Raw genomic sequence first — 19,030 nt, forward strand, 5'->3', positions numbered from 1 at the left:
GTGTCGATTCAACATGAATGAAATGCTTGTTATACTAATTGCAAAATGAAAACCAATAAAATGACAACCGGTAAAATGTATCGAATGAAAATGTACCAGATCGCAAACAATTTCAGAGGGTCGTTACCAAAACCTGTTTTTAAACGCACCTTTTCCATCGCATAACCAATCGCTAACGTTGAAGCTAAGGCGCCGATAGGTAATAAAATATTCGAAAAAACAAAATCCATATTATCAAAAATTGAACCGGCACCAAATTGGATGTGGCTGAGTGGCCCAAATGATAATGTAGCAGGTACACCAACGATGAATACGGCTAAACTGATGATCAATGCCATCGTTGGACGTTTGCGGTTATTATTACGTGTGAAGTTCGACACGTTCAGTTCTAGTAGTGAAATAGAAGATGTGAGCGCTGCAAATAAAAAGAGCACTAAGAAAATCGCATAAAATAATGTGCCGAACTGTATTTTTTCAAAAACGAGTGGCAATATGATAAACAATAAGCCAGGTCCTTCTTTCGCTTGGTAGCCGAACGTTTCTAATGCCGGGAAAATCGCTAAGCCCGCTAAGATCGCAATGGCAATATTCATGATTAAAATCGTCAATGCTGACGTTTTAATCGGCATGTCTGTTGAAGCGTAACTCGCATATGTCATCATCCCTGTCGTCCCGAGTGATAGCGCAAAAAAGGACTGTCCTAAAGCGAATAACATAGACTCCATATTGATTTCAGAGACACGCGGTTGGAATAAGAAACGTACCCCATCCATAGCCCCATCAAGCGATAATGTTTTCACTACGATGATGATTAAAAAGACTAATAATAAGGGCATCATTAATTTCGACGCTTTTTCCAACCCTTGTTGCACGCCACGCATGACAATACCACATGTTAATGCAATAAAAATCGCCTGCCCCGTAACAACATAGAGCGGTTGACTAATAATAGCTTGAAATTGCAAATCGTGAAGATGTGTCGGCACAATGTGGAACAGTTGCGCAAGGACAAAGCCGAAATAGACAATAATCCAACCGCCGATCACACTGTAAAAACTAAACAACACAAACACCGCTAAATTACCAATCCATGCGATGCCATTTAACCATTTGCGCCCTGTTAACTGACCAAATAATTCTGTTGTATACGTGCGACCAAGTTGACCGACTGCAAACTCCATAATCAGTAACGGTAGACCTACTAAAATCGTAAAGGCTAAAAACATAAATAAAAATGCGCCACCACCGAACATCCCCGCCATATAAGGAAATTTCCATAGTGCACCTAGACCAATCGCAGAACCGGCACTCGCTAAAATAAAGCCGGTTGACGATTTCCATTGTGACCGTTGCGACAAAACCGTTCATCCTCTCTTTTTCTACGCTTTAATACGTTGAATCGTTTAAGTCATCTTGCAATATAACACATTCATCAGTTATCGACAATGAAAGAACACTTTTTTATAGTATTTCATCAAAAGTTTAGTATTGAAACGATGTTGTATTTTGTTATGATTAAGTTGTAAAAGAGGTGAGAAGTCATGTCGCAAAAATTAAAAGAACGTATTTATTTAATTGCCATCATTGTGAGTACGCTATGTGTCTTGTCGTCTGTGCTGTTTGGTTTAAGTCCAACAATCACAGCAACCGTTACGTTTATCTCCATTATCGTCTTTGCGATTCTTTATTTTGTCGTGCCTAATAAACAACAGAATCGCAAATTAAGGTAGCAAAATGGGGGATGAGACAAGCCCAACACATCGAAATTTACGTACTATAATAGGTTCATTTTCAGATCTTTATTTTTTTAAACAGACAGTAAATCTAGAATCTACACTTTCAATCACTTTAAGAAAAAGCCATTAAATTCACTTTTTAGAGTTTAATGGCTTTTTTATATTTACTTATCTTATGAATAATAGAAAAATACACTTACTGGCTAGAGATTTCTTCTATGTTTTGATAACATGCCGCTGTGTCTTTTATTCCTTATTGCTATTACAGTTACTTTAGTACACTTATTTTGAACAATTATTGTTTCGTTACAAATTTAAAAAATGTCACAAATTATCCATTCATACTATTAATGTATAATGTTATTATAATTAAAACAAATAGTTCTAACAGGATTTAATATTTAGATACCAAACAAATAATGATAGTCATTTTTAATATTTAAAAATAAAAAATACAAAATATACATTAGGGGTGCAGATAATGAAAAAAAGAAAAATACCATTAATTCTCATTTTATCTTTTATCGTAATATTTATAATTACGCCTTGTGTGAATGGAGCTGAGAAAAGTGAAATTACTAAAGAAGGAAATTTACACAAAAAATCAGATTTATCTGGTGTTACTTTAAACAATCTTAGACAAATCTACTTTTATAATGAAAAAATTAATTCTGAAAATAAATCTACCGAAGACCAATTTTTAGATTATACTTTACTGTTTAACGATTTTTTTATAGACGATCCTTGGTATAATGATTTATTGGTACAGTTTATTTCAAAGGAGGACGCAAGTAAATATAAAGGGAAAAAGATAGACTTGTATGGTTCTCATTATGGTTATTCATGTTTTGGTGGTAAACCACACAAAACAGCATGTATGTATGGAGGTGTAACGTTACACGATAACAACAAACTAGACGAAGAGAAAAAAATACCAGTTAACTTATGGTTAGATGGGAAGCAAACTTCAGTACCTCTAGACACAGTCAGAACGTATAAGAAAGAAGTAACCGTTCAGGAACTAGATCTCAAAGCAAGACATTATTTGCACGAAAAATATAATTTGTATAACCCAGACGCCTTTGGAGGAAAGATACAAAGAGGCCTTATAGTATTTGAAACCTCAGGGAAACATTCGGCTAGTTATGATTTATATGCTGCTGAAGGAAAAGGTGCAGACACGATATTAAGAATATATCAAGACAATAAAACTATTAGTTCTGAGAATATACATATTGACATATACTTATATACAAATTGAATTGATATATTTAAAATCTCTTTGAATACCGTATCTATCCCTCTCTTTCTGTGACTTTATAAATGTGGAGGTTTTTTAATCAGGCTTACGTAGTCAACTTCTATCTCAATTAAATTCTTGCCGTCACTGTATCATGATTTTGAAGTAAAATCTTCAAAACGCTTTTCAACATAACTTTATTGCCAATATTGCATTTGATAACCGATACGAGGCCGCGTAATAATGAGTTGTTTCGACTCGGGATGGGCTTGGGTCAGTTTATTGCGTAACGACGTCATATGTACGCGCAAGCTCGGCATTTCTGATTGATTCACATAACCATAAATTGCTTTAAGTATCGTATCATACGTAAGCACTTTACCTACGTGACGGCACAATAATTCTAATAAAGCAAATTCGTGCGGCGTCAAATTGAGCAATTGATTATCAATTTGGGCCGTTTTAGCTTGATACGATACGACTAAAGGGCCATTTTCAAAGACAATTTCTTTTTGATTCTGCATATTCTCCAACCGTTGCACCACTCTAATACGTGCGCGTAATTCATCCACATTGAATGGTTTGGTCATGTAATCATTTGCACCGTTATCCAATGCCTCAACAATTGTTTGTTCATCCAATCGTGCACTGATCACAATAATAGGAATATCGAAAGTTTGCCGTATCCTTTTAATCAATTCTAAACCGTCGATATCGGGTAACCCTAAATCTAATAAAATGATGTCTGGTGCTTTAGAACGTATTTGAAAATCAGCATCCTTTCCATTTGTCGCAGTGATGACTTTATAATAATCAAGGGTTAATGAGACATCGAGCAAATGGGTAATTGCCGCATCATCTTCTACCACTAATATTTTTGTGTTCACGGCACTTCACTCCTCAATTTGTATTTTTTTCAAAAGGTAAGTTGAAATAAAATATACTCCCATGCGGCTCATTTTGTCGATATTTTAATTGACTGTCATGCTTTTGTAGAATCGCCTGCACGAGATAAAGTCCGAGTCCCATACTATCTTTCTTGTTATCTTTGAAAAGTTGATGTTTCTCAAAAGGTTGGAAAATCGTTTGTTGTTCTTCATCCGACAATCCCGGTCCCCTATCGATCACCTCAAATAATATGTGGGGTTCATTTTTATTGATTCTTAACGTAATAGGTGTTTCAGGTGGCGTATGTTTTAACGCGTTTTCAATCAAATTAAAAACCGCTTGTAAAATGAGCTGACTATCAATATCGACGAAGCATATCTCATGTAATGCCGACACTTTCACTTGCTTGTTGAGTCGTCTACGTTCAAGCACGGATTCGATTTCTTCAACTAATTCTTCAATGAGATACAGTTGGCGGTTGAGCTTCATATTCGAATGCTCGAGTCTGGTAAGTGACAAAATATTGGAAACGAGCATGTGTAAATACTGGGCTTCGTCAAACGACCGCGAAACTAACTGCTGTTGTTCTGCGCGAGGCATTTCTTTCCCATTGAGTAATAAGACGTCCAAGTTACCGATGATAGAGGTTAGTGGTGTGCGAATATCATGAGAAATGGAGCGTAAAAAGTGGGCACGTGCCACCTCCCGCTCAGCTCGTAACATCGACTCTCGTGTTTGACGAAGTAAGCTCAAGTTCTCTACAGCAAGCGACATTTCATTCAACATGGACTCTAAAATAGAATTGTCATAGGAATCAATAATTTGCGCTTCAGAAAAGTGTATGGAAACGATTGCTTTAACAGGTTTTGTGCCAATCGGTATGAGCAAATAGTGAATACCTGGAAATGTATCCGTTGTTGCTCCTGCACGCTTTTGGTTTTTAATGATCCAACTTAGCGCTTGTTGGTGGCGAGAATCATTAGTCTGTGGCCCTTCAACCGGTATCGTTTTTGAAATTTTTTCATCTTCCACTAAATAAATCGTAACTTCTTGCTTTAACAGATGTTGAATTTGATGTCTTGCATTCACTAATAAATCAGGAATCGTGTACGTTTGTTTAATTGAATCATTAAACTGCAACAAAATATCGGTCCGGTACAATTGATGTTTCGTGACGATGTACTGATGCTTAATTTGTTTTAATAAGCCACTCGTGACGATACTCACGATAATACTGATCGTGAAAGTGATAGGATAGTCAAAGCGATAAACCTCAAACGTAAATCTTGGCACAGTAAAAAAGAAATTAAACACCAACACGTTTAAAATCGCAGCGAAAAAACCGATTAAATACGATTGCGTCCACATACTTAAAACGACAATACCTAATAAAAATAACAGTAGAATGATTGTATCTTGTTCTCCTTTGCCTGTGCTATAAATCCACAAGCCTAACAGTACGCAAATCGCTTGAATCGCAATCATTTTAAAAATATCGACAGTCCAACGCTTTTGTTGCATATGTTGCTGTTGTCGCTCAGGCTTTGCTTTCATTTGAATATGTTTAATCGGCACAATTTCAATTTTATAATGATGTTTTAAATCAAGTAATTGGTCAATTAAAGGCCGCTTCAACCGTGTATGCCATTTATCATTCATATGTTGACCGATAACGAGTTTCGTCACTTTTTGGGATTTACACCAATCATCGAGACCCGATGCAATTTGATTATCATATATCACTTTGACGGATGCCCCTAACGACTGCGCCAGCATTAAATTTTGGTGCACTTGACTATTATTTGCATACTGTTTGCCTTCATGATCAAACACGTCAATATACACCGCTGTAAATTGAGCATGCTCACGGTTCGCAATGCGACGTGCCTCTCGAATGACGGTTTCATTGCTGATACTTCCACTGATAGCAACTGCGACATGCGGGGTAATATCTGTATTTTTCTTATAAAGATGCTCTTTTTGACTCATCATATCAGCGGCTGTTCTCAATGTTAATTCTCGTAATTCAGTAAGGTTCTCATATGTAAAAAAATGCGAAAATGCTGTGTCGAGTCGCTCCTTTTTATACACTTTTCCTGCTTTAAGTCGGTTGATGAGTTGCTTTGGTGAAATATCAATGACCTCTATTGCATCACTCGACATAATGAATTGGTCAGGCACACGCTCTTTAATTTTGACCCCCGTCAGTAACGCCACTTGTTCACTCAAACTTTCGATGTGCTGAATATTTAATGTTGTATGAACATCAATGCCGTGGGAAAGTATTTCTTCAATATCCATGTACCTTTTTTCATGTCGCTCTTTTGAAATGTTGGTATGCGCTAATTCATCGATGAGGACCACATCTGGGTCGTCTTCAATAATTTGATCAACATCTAAATAGTGGAATGTATGGCTGCCGTGATTTTTAGATTTTGTTTGAATAACTGGCAATTGTTCAGCAAGGGCTTGAGTTTCTTTACGTTGATGTGGCTCGATATAACCAATTTTAATATCCGCACCTTCGTGATAAGCATCGATCGCATTGGATAACATTTCATAAGTTTTACCTACACCCGGAGAATAACCCAAATATATCGTTAATGCTCCTCTTTTTATCGTTAGATGACGCTCCATATTCTTCACCTCTTCTCACTCATCATAAACTTCAAATCTTACATTTTCTATAAAAAAATACGCTTTTATTTATCTTAATAACTTCTTAATAAAACAATGCAAATATTAATAATCCCCTTATAGAAATTTTTATATAATGATTTCGGCAATAAGGAGGAGGTCCACAGATGATTAGCATATTAGGTTTGATCGTCATCGTATTAATCGGCTATTTAGTTTATGCCTTAATTTACAGTGAAAAGTTTTAAATTCAGCTATTGATGGAGGGAAAACATGGAAATCGTTATCTTTTTAATCACTTTTTTTCTATGCGCATTTTTATTAAGTCGTTATTTATACAGCGTGGCGTTATTAACACCTACACCCGCAGACAAAGTATTTTCAGGTGTTGAAAAAGGCATTTATAAAGTTTTAGGGACGCAACTAGAGCATATGTCGGGTAAGACTTACCTCAAACATTTTCTATTGTTTAATGGACTAATGGGCGCGTTGACGTTCGTACTGCTACTCATTCAACAATGGCTCTTTTTAAATCCTAACCATAATTTAAATCAATCTGTGTCATTAGCATTTAACACAGCCGTGTCGTTCTTAACGAATACGAACTTGCAACATTACGCTGGTGAATCCGGTCTAACCTATTTGACACAAATGATGGTCATCACTTATTTGATGTTTACGTCTAGCGCTTCAGGTTACGCGGTTTGTATTGCAATGTTACGCCGTTTAACAGGAATGACAGATATCATCGGCAACTTTTATCAAGATATGGTGCGCTTTTTAGTCCGTGTTTCCATACCTTTGTCATTCATTGTAAGTCTCCTGTTAATCAGTCAAGGGACACCGCAAACTTTAAAAGGGAACTTAACATTGCATACGATTACAGGAAAAGTTCAACATATCGCATATGGTCCTATGGCATCTTTAGAGTCCATTAAGCATATCGGTACAAATGGTGGTGGTTTTTTAGGTGCGAACTCTGCCACACCTTTTGAAAATCCGACTGTATGGTCTAACTATATCGAAATGTTGAGTATGATGTTAATTCCGGGTGCACTCGTCTTTCTATTCGGACGAATGTTGACCAAAAACGGCAAACACATTCATGCGCATGCTTATGTCATCTTCGGAACCATGCTGCTCTTTTTCTTAGTGTGCTTTGTCATCGCATTGATTGCAGAGTACAAAGGCAATGTCGTGTTGGCTCATTTAGGTGTTATTGGCCCGAACATGGAAGGGAAAGAAGTCCGATTTGGTCCAGGTCTGTCAGCATTATTTACAGCGATCACGACAGCATTTACGACCGGTACAGTCAATAATATGCATGACACACTCACCCCAATTGGTGGTCTCGTACCTATCGTGCTCATGATGCTGAATGCCATTTTCGGTGGTGAAGGTGTCGGGTTAATGAATATGCTCATTTACGTTTTATTGACTGTCTTTATTTGTAGTTTGATGGTCGGCAAAACACCGCATTATTTAGGGATGAAAATAGAAGGTCGCGAAATGAAGCTGATTGCGTTGACCTTTCTAATTCATCCGGTATTAATTTTAATCGCAACAGCCTTGGCTTTTATCGTTCCTGGTGCGAGTGCGGCAATCACCAACCCTTCATTTCACGGTATTTCACAAGTACTTTACGAAATGAGCTCATCTGCAGCGAATAATGGTTCTGGCTTTGAAGGTTTAAGCGATAATACAGCATTTTGGAACATCTCGACAGGTATCGTCATGTTGCTTGCACGCTATACCCCTATCATTTTACAAGTGATGATTGCTTCAAGTTTGGTGAATAAAAAAGCCTATCAAAAAAGTGATCAAACGATTGCGATCGACAAACCTTTCTTCGGGGTATCACTCACGATTTTTATAATTTTGTTGAGTGGTTTGACATTTTTACCTGTGTTATTACTTGGACCGATTGGCGAATTTTTATCATTAAAATAAAGGAGACTGTGTTGAATGAAACAATCATCTCATGTGTTGAATCGCGCGATTGTCAGACAAGCCATCAAAGAAAGTTTTATTAAATTAAACCCTGTATCTCTCATTAAAAATCCAATTATGTTTGTCGTAGAGGTGGGGATGGTTTTAACGTTAATTATGACAATCGTGCCACAAATTTTTACAGATGGCGCGATGTCACGACTTTATTTATTTACGATTTTCATCATTTTATTCTTTACCGTGCTCTTTTCTAACTTTTCAGAAGCGATTGCAGAAGGTCGCGGTAAAGCACAGGCCAACAGTCTTCGAGAAACAAAGTCTCATATGATTGCACGTCGCATAGTCAACGCTGAAGTATACGAAACGGTTGATGCATCAGCTTTAAAACGAGGTGACCGTATTCTCGTAAAATCAGGTGAAATGATTCCGTCAGACGGCACCATTATTAAAGGGATTGCCACAGTTGATGAATCTGCTATTACCGGAGAGTCTGCCCCTGTTATAAAAGAATCAGGTGGCGATTTTTCGGGTGTCATTGGTGGAACAACTGTGACGTCGGACTGGCTCATTATTGAAGTAGACAGTGAAGAAGGTGCGACATTTTTAGATAAAATGATTGCCCTAGTTGAAGGGGCCCAACGTAAAAAAACACCAAACGAAATTGCGCTGTTTACATTGCTAATGACATTAACGATTATTTTTCTCGTTGTCATTTTAACGTTGTATCCCATTGCCCAATATTTAAATCTGAATGTCCCTATCACATCATTGATTGCATTGACAGTTTGTTTAATTCCAACAACGATCGGGGGATTACTTTCTGCCATTGGGATTGCCGGTATGGACCGTGTTACACAATTTAATATTTTGGCGAAAAGTGGACGCGCGATTGAAACGTGTGGCGATGTCGATGTCTTAATTTTAGATAAAACAGGCACAATCACGTACGGTAATCGTTTAGCGGAATCCTTACTGCCTGTTCGGGAGGAATGGTATGACAGATTACTCGTCGCAGCGTATGAAAGTTCCGTTGAAGATGATACACCTGAAGGCAAAAGTATCGTCACTTTAGCAAAACGTTCATCCGTACAGTTGCCAGAGGAGGTCAAAGGAGATTATCGACCATTCAAAGCAGAAACACGTATGAGTGGTATCATTATCGGCGAACGTTCAGTCTTTAAAGGGGCACCTAATAGTATGTTGAAATATGTGAAACAACAAGGTGGGGTGATTCCTTCCAATATCGAAGCACTCGTTACTGAAGTCTCTAGTAAAGGCGGCACACCGTTAATTGTCGTTGAAAACCAAACGATCTTAGGCGTGATCTATTTAAAAGATGTCATTAAAGAAGGCTTGGTGGAACGTTTCCAAGAGTTGCGTCAAATGGGCATCGAAACGGTGATGTGTACCGGTGACAACGAATTGACTGCCGCTACAATTGCAAAAGAAGCCAGTGTCGACCGTTTTATCGCCGAATGTAAACCGGAAGATAAAATCAAAGTCATTAAAGAAGAACAAGAAAAAGGCCACATTGTTGCGATGACAGGTGATGGAACGAATGACGCCCCTGCTCTTGCCCAAGCGAATGTCGGCCTAGCGATGAGTTCAGGGACATTAAGCGCAAAAGAAGCCGCAAACTTAATTGATTTAGATTCCAATCCAACGAAATTAATGGAAGTCGTCAAAATCGGTAAACAGTTGCTCATGACGAGGGGCGCATTGACAACATTTAGTATTGCGAATGATATTGCCAAATATTTTGCCATTTTACCTGCTATGATGATGGTCACGATACCTGAAATGAGTCGCTTAAATATTATGCAGTTACATTCCCCTGAATCTGCCATTATTTCAGCACTCATCTTTAATGCACTCATTATTGCATTGCTGATTCCTATTGCGATGAAAGGGGTGCGCATTAAAGGGGCGTCGACTGAAACGATATTGATGAAAAATATGTTGGTCTATGGACTCGGCGGGATGATTGTCCCTTTTATTGGCATTAAATTAATCGATCTTTTAATTCAATGGTGGCTATAGGAGGATGCATATGAAAACGATAAGAAGTAGTATAGGACTCGTTGTAATGACAATGATTTTATGCGGTCTCATCTTTCCACTGGCTGTTACTGCAGTTGGGCAGACATTGTTTCATCATCAAGCGAACGGTAGCCTTGTGACACAGAACAATCAAATTGTCGGCTCCGAGTTGATCGGTCAACAATGGGATGAACCTCAATACTTTCATGGCCGTGTAAGCGCTGTAAAATATAATATGGATGCCGCCATGATCAAAGGAAACGGGGTCGCTTCTGGTAGTCATAACTATTCTAATGGGCATCCTGAACTTCAACAGAGAGTGGCAGCTTTAAAACAAACAAACGACCATACACCTATTGATGCCGTTACAGAGTCAGGTTCAGGTTTAGACCCGGATATTACTGTAAACAACGCGAAACAACAAGTCGCGCGCATCGCAGAACGCAGAAACCTGTCAACAGAACAAATCAATCAACTCATTTCGAACCAAGTCCATCAAGGTACTTTGTATGATGATGATGTCAATGTGTTAGCATTAAATCTTGCCTTAGATCGCATGTCAGGTCATTAGTTTTTAGGTAGTTGCGTAGATACAAACGAAACATCTCGTTCACATACCGTCGGAGAAACAATGAGATAAGTTGTGGAGGAATCTGTGACACTAGATTACTTCACAACTTTTTATATTTAGCTATAGAACGCTTCAAAAACTTCCTCTAAATCGTGTTGTGCCTGTTGTAATACCGCTTCTTTACTTAATTTAGCTGTACCTTGAGCGCGAACAATGTAATAGTCATCAAATGCTATCATTTCTTTAAACATCGCTTTTAAATATTGAGGCGCAAAATCTAAAGGTTGATAGCGATCTTCGTTAGTATAAATGGAACCGATCGCCTGGATATATAGCGCTTTATAATTATCAGTCATTAACCCTACTGAACCGTCAGACGTATATTTGAAAGTTTGACGCACTATCAAAATGTTATCAATATAATCTTTTAAACGTGATGTAACATTAAAATTGTGCAGTGGCGAAATGATGACAATGCGGTGATGTGATTTGAATTGTGAAAGCAAGGCTGCATTAATCTGAGCGAGGCGTTGTTCTTCTGCTGTCATTGTTTCACCTGAAGATTGCTTATCCCAAACATTAAGCAACTGTGCCATTTCAATACGGGGTAATTCAATATCATATTAAATTTAGAATATCCGGTGTATCATTTGGGAATTCATCGTTGTATTTTTTTAGAAACATGGCTTGCATTTGATTGGCAAAGCTGTCCTTGTTGTTGAACCTCGGATGTGCGTTAATGATTAACGTTTTCATAATTGATGCTCCTCTTTTTTGGGGTGAGACGAGTATAGTATTGATAGTTTTCAAAATATATCTTTTAAATTAATACATAAAACCCATCTTTCAAAACGATTTATCTCTTCATTATACTCACTTGATCTTGGCGAAAAGCAAAAAGACTGAGATATGATCCCAGCCTTTATGGTTACAATGCATTGCTGTTCATGAGACACCAATAATTCAATGTGCTTGATTGACTTCATATCGAAAGCTTGTCCTTATTCACATCATCAAACCGCTATTTTTGTAAAATCTTTTCAATATAAAATGCAGATTCTTCAATTGAACGATATTCTGTATTAATGACTGTCGCATTGAGCTGTTTAAAAACCTCTTCCGCATAGGCGAGTTCTGCTTTAATGCGCTGTAAATCATTGTAATACGCTTGTTTCCCTTTCATACCGAGCACTTTCACACGCTCTGTTCGAATGCTCATAATATATTCAGGGCTTGCGGTGAGACCGATGACTTTCAATTTTTTGTCTTTTACGATGTCATAAGGGATGCCGATTTCAGGCACTAACGGAATATTAGCGACCCTGTACCCTTTGTTCGCTAAATACATACTTAAAGGTGTTTTAGATGTTCTAGAAACACCGACAATAAGGACGTCCGCTTCTTCAATATCTGTAAAATGTTTGCCATCATCATATTTGACTGCATATTCTATCGCGTCAATCCGTTTGAAATAGTCTTCATCTAACTCACGTATTTTTCCTTTTTCCTTCACAGGCACATGACCCGTTGCGGCTTGAACATGCTGCATGAGTGGTGACATGTAATCAATGTATGGAATTTCATGTTCCGAAGCGTACGCTTGCCCCAACGCATTGAAATGATCCGTCACTAACGTTGTCACGACGATGGCTTGCCGTTCTTTGGCGAGTTTTAGTACGTTAAGGAGCGCTTCCTCACTTTCAATCAATGAAAATTTCTTCATTTCTATCTGTGTCAGCTTCGGAAATTGACTCATCACCGCATGCACCATACGTTGTGCGGTCTCACCTAATGAATCTGATATGATAAAAATGGTCAATTGCGGTGTTGTTGCCATATTATCCCTCACTTTCAACGACACTTTGTGCTGCCGCTAACTTGGCACCTGGTACACGGAATGGCGAACATGACACATAATCAATCGCCATACGGTTAAAGTGGTGGATGGATTTCGGGTCCCCGCCGAGCTCACCACAGACACCGATTTTAATATTAGGATTTGCGGCTTTTGCTTGTTCTGACGCATTACGAACGAGTTCACCCACGCCATCCACATCTAAAGTTTGGAATGGATCAGCTGCTAAAATATGTTGGTTCAAATAGTCATTAATAAATTTTCCGGCATCATCACGAGAAAAGCCGAAAGTCAGTTGTGTTAAATCGTTCGTACCAAAGCTGAAGAAGTCGCACTCTTTCGCAAGGTCACCCGCAATCACACAAGCGCGCGGTGTTTCAATCATCGTCCCTACTAAATAATGGAGTGATTGGTTCGTGTCTGTCTCAATTTGCTGAATCGCATCCAGAATTTGTGCTTTTAATACTTTAAACTCTGCCACAGTAGAAACGAGCGGCACCATAATTTCTGGATGACATGTGATACCCTCTTCTTTCAATTGCGCCACACTCTTCATCATCGCTTCGACTTGCATAACATACAATTCTGGATATGTGATCGCGAGACGACAACCACGGTGGCCTAACATAGGGTTCGTTTCATGCAATTCTGCTATGCGTTGTTTCAACTGTGCCGCTGAAATGTTTAACTGCTTTGCGACACTGTCAACTTCTTCGTCAGATTTCGGTAAAAATTCATGAAGCGGTGGATCGAGTAAACGCACAATCGTTGGACGTTCGCCTGATAAACGGAAAATTTGTTCAAAATCTTCTGTTTGATATGTGCGAATACGGTTTAAAGCTTGTGTTCGCGTCTCATCGTCTGAAGATAAAATGAATCGACGCATTTCTACTAATCGTTCTGCACCGAAAAACATATGTTCTGTACGGACAAGGCCAATACCTTGCGCATTGAACTGATAACCCGCTTCAATATCAGGCGTCGTTTCCGCATTCATACGAACACCTAGACGCGCAATCTCTTCCGTCCATTGCATAAATTGTTCGAACGCCTCGCTATGTTCTGCACTTGTCGTTTCCACGATACCTGCATAAATGTCACCTTGTGCGCCGTCGACAGAAATTTCATCCCCTTCAAATAACTGACCATTCGCATAAGTCACTGTTTTCTCACGTGTATTAATTTCAAGGTCCGCACAGCCTGTCACACAACATTTCCCCATGCCACGCGCGACTACAGCCGCATGCGACGTCATTCCACCGTGTGTCGTTACGATGGCTTCACTCGCAATCATCCCTTCAATATCTTCCGGTGACGTTTCTGGACGCATTAAAATGACTTTTTCGCCCGCCTCAGCTTGACGTTTCGCTTCTTCTGCTGAAAACACAATTTTACCCGTCGCCGCACCTGGACTCGCTGGTAAACCTGCCTTCGAAATGATTGTCGCCGCTTCTAACGCTTGTGCTTCAAATGTTGGATGTAATAACGTATCAATGGATTTCACGTCCACTTTAGTCATCGCATCTTTTTTCGAAATGACGCCCTCTTCGACTAAATCAACCGCAATTTGCATCGCCGCTTTCGCTGTACGTTTACCATTACGCGTTTGCAGAATATAAAGCTTTTCATTTTCAATCGTAAATTCAATATCTTGCATATCTTGATAATGTTGTTCGAGTTGGTCCGCCACAGCCACAAATTGTTCATGGACGTGTGGCATTTGGTCGTGTAATGTCGCAATATCTTGGGGCGTACGAATCCCTGCGACCACATCTTCCCCTTGTGCGTTCAACAAATATTCACCAAATAGTTTCGCTTCACCTGTGACAGGATTGCGTGTAAAAGCAACCCCCGTTCCACTTTGCGGTCCACTATTTCCGAACACCATTTCTTGTACATTCACAGCTGTTCCAATATGATGTGGAATGTCATTCAGGTCACGATACACACGTGCACGGTCATTATCCCAAGATTTGAAGACTGCCTCAATTGCTTCTAACAACTGATCAAGTGGGTTTTGTGGGAATGGTTTATACACTTCTTCAATATAAACCGTTTTAAAGTGTTCACAGATTTCTTGTAACCCTTCAGCCGGAATATCCGCATCATTTTGATAACCGTGCGTTGCTTTGTAATTATCGAAGTATATATCAAATGCAGTCATCGGAATCCCGTACACGACTTCCCCAAACATTTGTAAGAGACGACGATAACAATCATAAGCAAAACGTGCATCATTCGTTTTACGTGCGAGTTTTTCAACATTTTCATCATTCAAGCCTAAATTTAAAATCGTATCCATCATGCCCGGCATCGAAATTTTAGCCCCACTACGAACTGAAACAAGTAACAGGTTTTCATCTGAAGAAAATGCCTTATTCGTACGCCCTGAAAACGCCTCCAATTGTTTTTGTAACTGTGTTTTCACTTCATCTGACAACTGGTCACCACGCTCTAAATATTCAATACATGCGGCTGTCGTTATCGTGAAACCATCAGGAACTGGTAAACCTAAACGCTTCATTTCTGATAAATTGGCCCCTTTGCCACCGAGTAAATCTTTCATATTTTTCTGACCTTCATCAAATGCATAAACATATTTTGTCATACTGAGCACCTCTATCTTTTTAATATGACATACTAATTAAATAAAAGTATGTCATATTAATCCGAAATTGACAATCAAAAATAGCTGTATTCATTAATTTTTTTATTTACTGTCAATAATTTGTCATAAAGAAGGCCATGTCCAATTATCAAAGGGTATCACATCTTACGTCCATATTGATGACACCGTTGAAGCAGCAATCAAAGCGTTCGATTTCGAACCAGGTATTTATAACGTGACAGATGACGAGCCGATTGATGGCGAAACATGGGCTACTTGGTATGCCGAACAACTGAACGTTTCTTCTCATATTAAATTTTTCAAAGCGCAATCATTCGAACGTGGCGCGGAGAATCGAAAATACAAAGCACAAGGTGGCACATTGTTATATTCAACTTGACGTGATGGTATGAATGTAAACGAATAAATAACTGTAACGGAAAGCATACTTCAAATGGTGCTTTTCGTTTTTTATTTGAATTTAATGAAGTCTCTGTTTAATTTTGTTCAATATGACATGCTTAAGAGAAAATGAATGATGGAAGCATGATTTCAAAATGCTTTTTGATGTTCACACGCGCACTACTTTAAATTCGGAAATATAGTGCCGGCAAAGATAAGGTGATAACAGTCATTTAAAAACCAGATAACGCTAGCGATTGATATAGATTTAAGAAGGAGCAACTTCAAAAAGCGAGCCATATTTATCCGTACACTAGCAACCATGTCCTATATATTACGAAAGCTAATTGCCAAAAATTTAGTTGCAAACCAAAGTGAATCCACTGAGTAATTAGCTTATTCCAAATAAAGTTTTACACATTATTTCTTAACCGTTTATTAAATGCTTTAAGAATTGTTTAATTTCAATTAATTCCGAGTTAATTTCTCTTATTTTAAAAGTGATATATAATCAATGCTTACAAATTAATTAATTGGGAGATTAAAAGTAATTTGTAACTATAAATATATTCATATTAAGGGAGAAGAATTAATGAAAAAGAAATTGCTTGTTTTATCCGCAAGTGCTGTGCTTGCTTCACACTTTTTAGTTGGAGGAGAAGCGTCTGCCATTGTTTCAGGGGAGAAAAATCCTTATACATCTAAAGCTTTATCGATTATGGAGAAGAGTAGTACGTCATCAGTCACTACAGAACAATATAAAAAGAGCTTAGAAGATTTGATTTATGCATTAAGTATTTATAATCATGAAAGATATGATGAGCCAGAATATGAGGCAGCCGTAAAGAAATATCAACAACGTTTTATGGCTGAGATGGAAGCGATGAACCAATTTTTACAAGGCGAAAAAGTTAAAGAAAGAAAAAGACAAAAGAACGAAGATATTCCAGAACATGTTATCGGGTTAACGCACCAACGATATGAAGCCATTTATAACGCATTAAAAGAAAATAAAAGTGATTTTGATCGAGAAATCACAGAGCTGAATGAAAAACACCCTGAGTTAAAAACTTTTAATCAACAACAACAAACTGAAGCAGATCAAAAATTAAATGACTTAGAAAACCAAGTGTTAATGTTAGGTCAAACATTTACTAGAAAAACAGATGCAAGGGCTAACTTATATCAAAAACTCGATATGAGCATTGGTAACTTAGACTATGAACGTGAAGAAAAGAAACCGATTAACAAAAGGATGTTAGACCGAAAAATAGAAGACTTGGAAACAATCATTGATGAATTTTTTGAAGAAACGGATTTAGCACGTCCTAAAGAAATCCCTGTTTTGACAAGGGAAAATGAAAAAGATAGTGCAGTGAAAGCAAAACTTAGACAAGATGCTCAAGATGCTAAAAATGACGCAAGTTTGAGACACCCTAGAGTGTTAAAACAACAAAGTACTGACGCACCATCTCAACCGAGTCACCAAGAAGTTGCGCAACCATCAGTTAATAGCATCGAAATCAAAGCACCACAAACTGCAACACCACAACAACCTGTGCATACTGAAACAATCGTACACACACCAATGACTGCTGTACCACAAACGAAGTATGAGATTACATTCGACGTACCTCAAGGGCGTAACACACAAACATCAGCTACTGCTAACAGTGAACAAGCAACTGAAACAGTCGACGAACCAAAGGCAAATGGACAAGTACAATCTGAACAAGTCTCGACACCTGGAGTACAACAAACACATTCAATGGCACAACAATCAGAGACACCTCAGCCAGTAGCAGAAGAAACTGAAATAATCACAGAAAATCACGTCGTTGATATTGATGAATCTACTACTTTCCAAAAGTCAGGCTATTTGTATGGTGTAAGCGAAAGTGATACATCTGGCTACACAGAAAGAGAAAAGCGCGCCATTCGACGTAACCATGTGAGAGAGGCAGAAGCATTAGTAAACCAGTACGTTGAGACACATCGTTACCAAGACCGAATGGCGGCTCAACAAAAAGTCAACACATTAAGCAAAGCCCACCAAAAACGCTTTAACAAAATGATTAATAAAGCTTACAACGGTCAATAAAATATCAAATAATCAAGAAAACCCTTATTTTAAGTTGTAACTCAAAATAAGGGTTTTACTTATTAAATTTCCATGACATTAATTAATAATCATTTAAAAATTAGTTAATATTAAAATCTCTAGTATCTCTATATAATTAAAAAGTCTTCAATGACAAACAATAGATGACAACATATTAAGGAGAAAAATCATCATGAAGCAATCAACTATTCTAAAAGTAAGTTTAGCAGTAGGTATTTTAACAACAGGTGGGGGGATACACAGTCAGGCAGCCGCATTCGCTAGCGAAGCACATGCCCAAAATGTTCACTCTGAAGCGCAACAACTTAAAGATTATTACTCTAAAACTTATTTTGAATACAACGACGTGACTGGTTATGTAGAAGATAATAACAAGTTAAGTGTCGTAACACCTCATGGAACAGCAGTGTTCGTTTCATTAGTAGGAAATGACTTATCAAAATATACAGATAAAGCAAACGGGTATGACCATTTAGATCTTTTTGTGGTGCCTGAGGGAACAGATAGAAGTGCCGAAACGAAATCTATTGGGGGCATTACTCGTACGAACCAAGCGACATACCACGATTACGTAAAAAGACCTAATATCGTGATTAATAGAACGAGTGGTATAGTCACTTCAAGCATGAGCACAAATGACTTTTCGATTAACAAAGAAGAAGTGTCTTTAAAAGAATTAGACTTTAAACTTCGAAAAATGCTTATGAAAGAATATGGTTTATACCAAAACGGTTCAAGTAATGGAAAAATTGTCATCAAAATTGGGGATAATGATAAAGACATCATGACTTTAGAGTTAAATAAAAAGTTACAAGAACACCGTATGAGCGACACGGTGGATGTCAATAAAATCCAACAAATTACGATAGATCTGTAAAAAGTTCTATTTGATATAGATAAAAGAGGTAGCCCTAAATGGTTGCCTCTTTTTTTGTAGTATCATTCATAAAAACAGGCTAGGAATAACGTTATCCTAGCCTA

Annotated in this window: 14 protein-coding genes and 1 pseudogene; 9 read left to right on the forward strand and 6 right to left on the reverse strand. The window is 38.0% G+C overall.

Annotated features, from left to right (window positions below; translation table 11 throughout):
* Positions 1–29 precede the first annotated feature (29 nt).
* Positions 30–1,358: a sodium-dependent transporter gene (locus BJK46_RS00245; RefSeq protein ID WP_015728566.1), complete on the reverse strand. Its 1,329-nt coding sequence runs from the start codon at positions 1,356–1,358 to the stop codon at positions 30–32.
* A gap of 183 nt (positions 1,359–1,541) precedes the next feature.
* Here BJK46_RS00245 and BJK46_RS00250 point away from each other — a divergent pair, with 183 nt between their 5' ends.
* Both BJK46_RS00250 and BJK46_RS00255 read left to right on the forward strand, forming a co-directional pair.
* The gene (locus tag BJK46_RS00250) at positions 1,542–1,730 is read left to right on the forward strand and encodes a hypothetical protein (RefSeq protein WP_014614849.1); all 189 of its coding nucleotides are present in this window, start codon (positions 1,542–1,544) and stop codon (positions 1,728–1,730) included.
* 487 nt (positions 1,731–2,217) lie between these two features.
* Positions 2,218–2,997, forward strand: a complete 780-nt coding sequence (locus BJK46_RS00255; RefSeq protein WP_096536596.1) for an exotoxin — start codon at positions 2,218–2,220, stop codon at positions 2,995–2,997.
* 176 nt (positions 2,998–3,173) lie between these two features.
* Here BJK46_RS00255 and BJK46_RS00260 read toward each other — a convergent pair whose 3' ends face one another.
* Entirely contained in the window at positions 3,174–3,863 is a 690-nt protein-coding gene (locus tag BJK46_RS00260; RefSeq protein WP_070407720.1) for a response regulator transcription factor, read from the reverse strand.
* Positions 3,864–3,876: 13 nt separating this feature from the next.
* Entirely contained in the window at positions 3,877–6,510 is a 2,634-nt protein-coding gene (locus BJK46_RS00265) for an ATP-binding protein (RefSeq protein WP_370864304.1), read from the reverse strand.
* 158 nt (positions 6,511–6,668) lie between these two features.
* Between BJK46_RS00265 and kdpF the strand changes: the two genes are divergently transcribed.
* From kdpF to kdpC, 4 genes are read left to right on the forward strand one after another with little or no spacing between them, the layout of a single operon-like run.
* Entirely contained in the window at positions 6,669–6,749 is an 81-nt protein-coding gene (gene kdpF / locus BJK46_RS12595) for a K(+)-transporting ATPase subunit F (RefSeq protein ID WP_064485063.1), read from the forward strand.
* Between the two features lie 25 nt (positions 6,750–6,774).
* Positions 6,775–8,451 (forward strand): potassium-transporting ATPase subunit KdpA, encoded by a 1,677-nt coding sequence (kdpA, locus tag BJK46_RS00275; RefSeq protein WP_015728565.1) that lies wholly within the window; start codon positions 6,775–6,777, stop codon positions 8,449–8,451.
* Between the two features lie 15 nt (positions 8,452–8,466).
* Positions 8,467–10,491, forward strand: a complete 2,025-nt coding sequence (gene kdpB / locus BJK46_RS00280) for a potassium-transporting ATPase subunit KdpB (RefSeq protein ID WP_096536600.1) — start codon at positions 8,467–8,469, stop codon at positions 10,489–10,491.
* Positions 10,492–10,501: 10 nt separating this feature from the next.
* On the forward strand, positions 10,502–11,062 hold the full coding sequence (gene kdpC, locus BJK46_RS00285) for a K(+)-transporting ATPase subunit C (RefSeq protein ID WP_096536602.1): 561 nt from the start codon (positions 10,502–10,504) through the stop codon (positions 11,060–11,062).
* 116 nt (positions 11,063–11,178) lie between these two features.
* On the opposite strand, the pseudogene BJK46_RS00290 reads toward kdpC, so the two are convergent.
* From BJK46_RS00290 to ppdK, 3 genes and pseudogenes are all read right to left on the reverse strand, one after another.
* A pseudogene (locus tag BJK46_RS00290) lies at positions 11,179–11,818 on the reverse strand (FMN-dependent NADH-azoreductase).
* Between the two features lie 265 nt (positions 11,819–12,083).
* A complete protein-coding gene (locus BJK46_RS00295) occupies positions 12,084–12,911 on the reverse strand; it encodes a pyruvate, water dikinase regulatory protein (protein ID WP_370863475.1) in 828 nt (275 codons plus the stop codon).
* Positions 12,901–15,525 (reverse strand): pyruvate, phosphate dikinase, encoded by a 2,625-nt coding sequence (ppdK, locus tag BJK46_RS00300; protein ID WP_063284560.1) that lies wholly within the window; start codon positions 15,523–15,525, stop codon positions 12,901–12,903. The genes BJK46_RS00295 and ppdK overlap by 11 nt, the downstream gene beginning before the upstream one ends.
* Before the next feature lie 235 nt (positions 15,526–15,760).
* Here ppdK and BJK46_RS12325 point away from each other — a divergent pair, with 235 nt between their 5' ends.
* The 3 genes from BJK46_RS12325 to BJK46_RS00310 all read left to right on the forward strand — a co-directional run bounded on the left by BJK46_RS12325 (position 15,761) and on the right by BJK46_RS00310 (position 18,926).
* Entirely contained in the window at positions 15,761–15,925 is a 165-nt protein-coding gene (locus BJK46_RS12325) for a hypothetical protein (protein ID WP_237614615.1), read from the forward strand.
* Positions 15,926–16,519: 594 nt separating this feature from the next.
* Positions 16,520–18,028, forward strand: coding sequence for a coagulase domain-containing protein (locus tag BJK46_RS00305; RefSeq protein ID WP_103263608.1), 1,509 nt, complete (start codon positions 16,520–16,522; stop codon positions 18,026–18,028).
* A gap of 193 nt (positions 18,029–18,221) precedes the next feature.
* Positions 18,222–18,926, forward strand: coding sequence for an exotoxin SpEX (locus BJK46_RS00310; RefSeq protein WP_103263609.1), 705 nt, complete (start codon positions 18,222–18,224; stop codon positions 18,924–18,926).
* The last annotated feature ends 104 nt before the right edge of the window (positions 18,927–19,030 follow it).

Origin of the sequence: Staphylococcus pseudintermedius (genome assembly GCF_001792775.2) — a bacterium.
GTDB lineage: Bacteria > Bacillota > Bacilli > Staphylococcales > Staphylococcaceae > Staphylococcus > Staphylococcus pseudintermedius.

Excerpts from the sequence above, each read along its gene's own strand:
- BJK46_RS00305 (WP_103263608.1), top strand. The coding sequence starts at position 16,520 with ATGAAAAAGAAATTGCTTGTTTTATCCGCAAGTGCTGTGCTTGCTTCA.
- kdpC (WP_096536602.1), top strand. The coding sequence starts at position 10,502 with ATGAAAACGATAAGAAGTAGTATAGGACTCGTTGTAATGACAATGATT.
- kdpA (WP_015728565.1), top strand. The coding sequence starts at position 6,775 with ATGGAAATCGTTATCTTTTTAATCACTTTTTTTCTATGCGCATTTTTA.
- BJK46_RS00250 (WP_014614849.1), top strand. The coding sequence starts at position 1,542 with ATGTCGCAAAAATTAAAAGAACGTATTTATTTAATTGCCATCATTGTG.
- kdpB (WP_096536600.1), top strand. The coding sequence starts at position 8,467 with ATGAAACAATCATCTCATGTGTTGAATCGCGCGATTGTCAGACAAGCC.
- kdpF (WP_064485063.1), top strand. The coding sequence starts at position 6,669 with ATGATTAGCATATTAGGTTTGATCGTCATCGTATTAATCGGCTATTTA.
- ppdK (WP_063284560.1), bottom strand. The coding sequence starts at position 15,525 with ATGACAAAATATGTTTATGCATTTGATGAAGGTCAGAAAAATATGAAA.
- BJK46_RS00310 (WP_103263609.1), top strand. The coding sequence starts at position 18,222 with ATGAAGCAATCAACTATTCTAAAAGTAAGTTTAGCAGTAGGTATTTTA.
- BJK46_RS00255 (WP_096536596.1), top strand. The coding sequence starts at position 2,218 with ATGAAAAAAAGAAAAATACCATTAATTCTCATTTTATCTTTTATCGTA.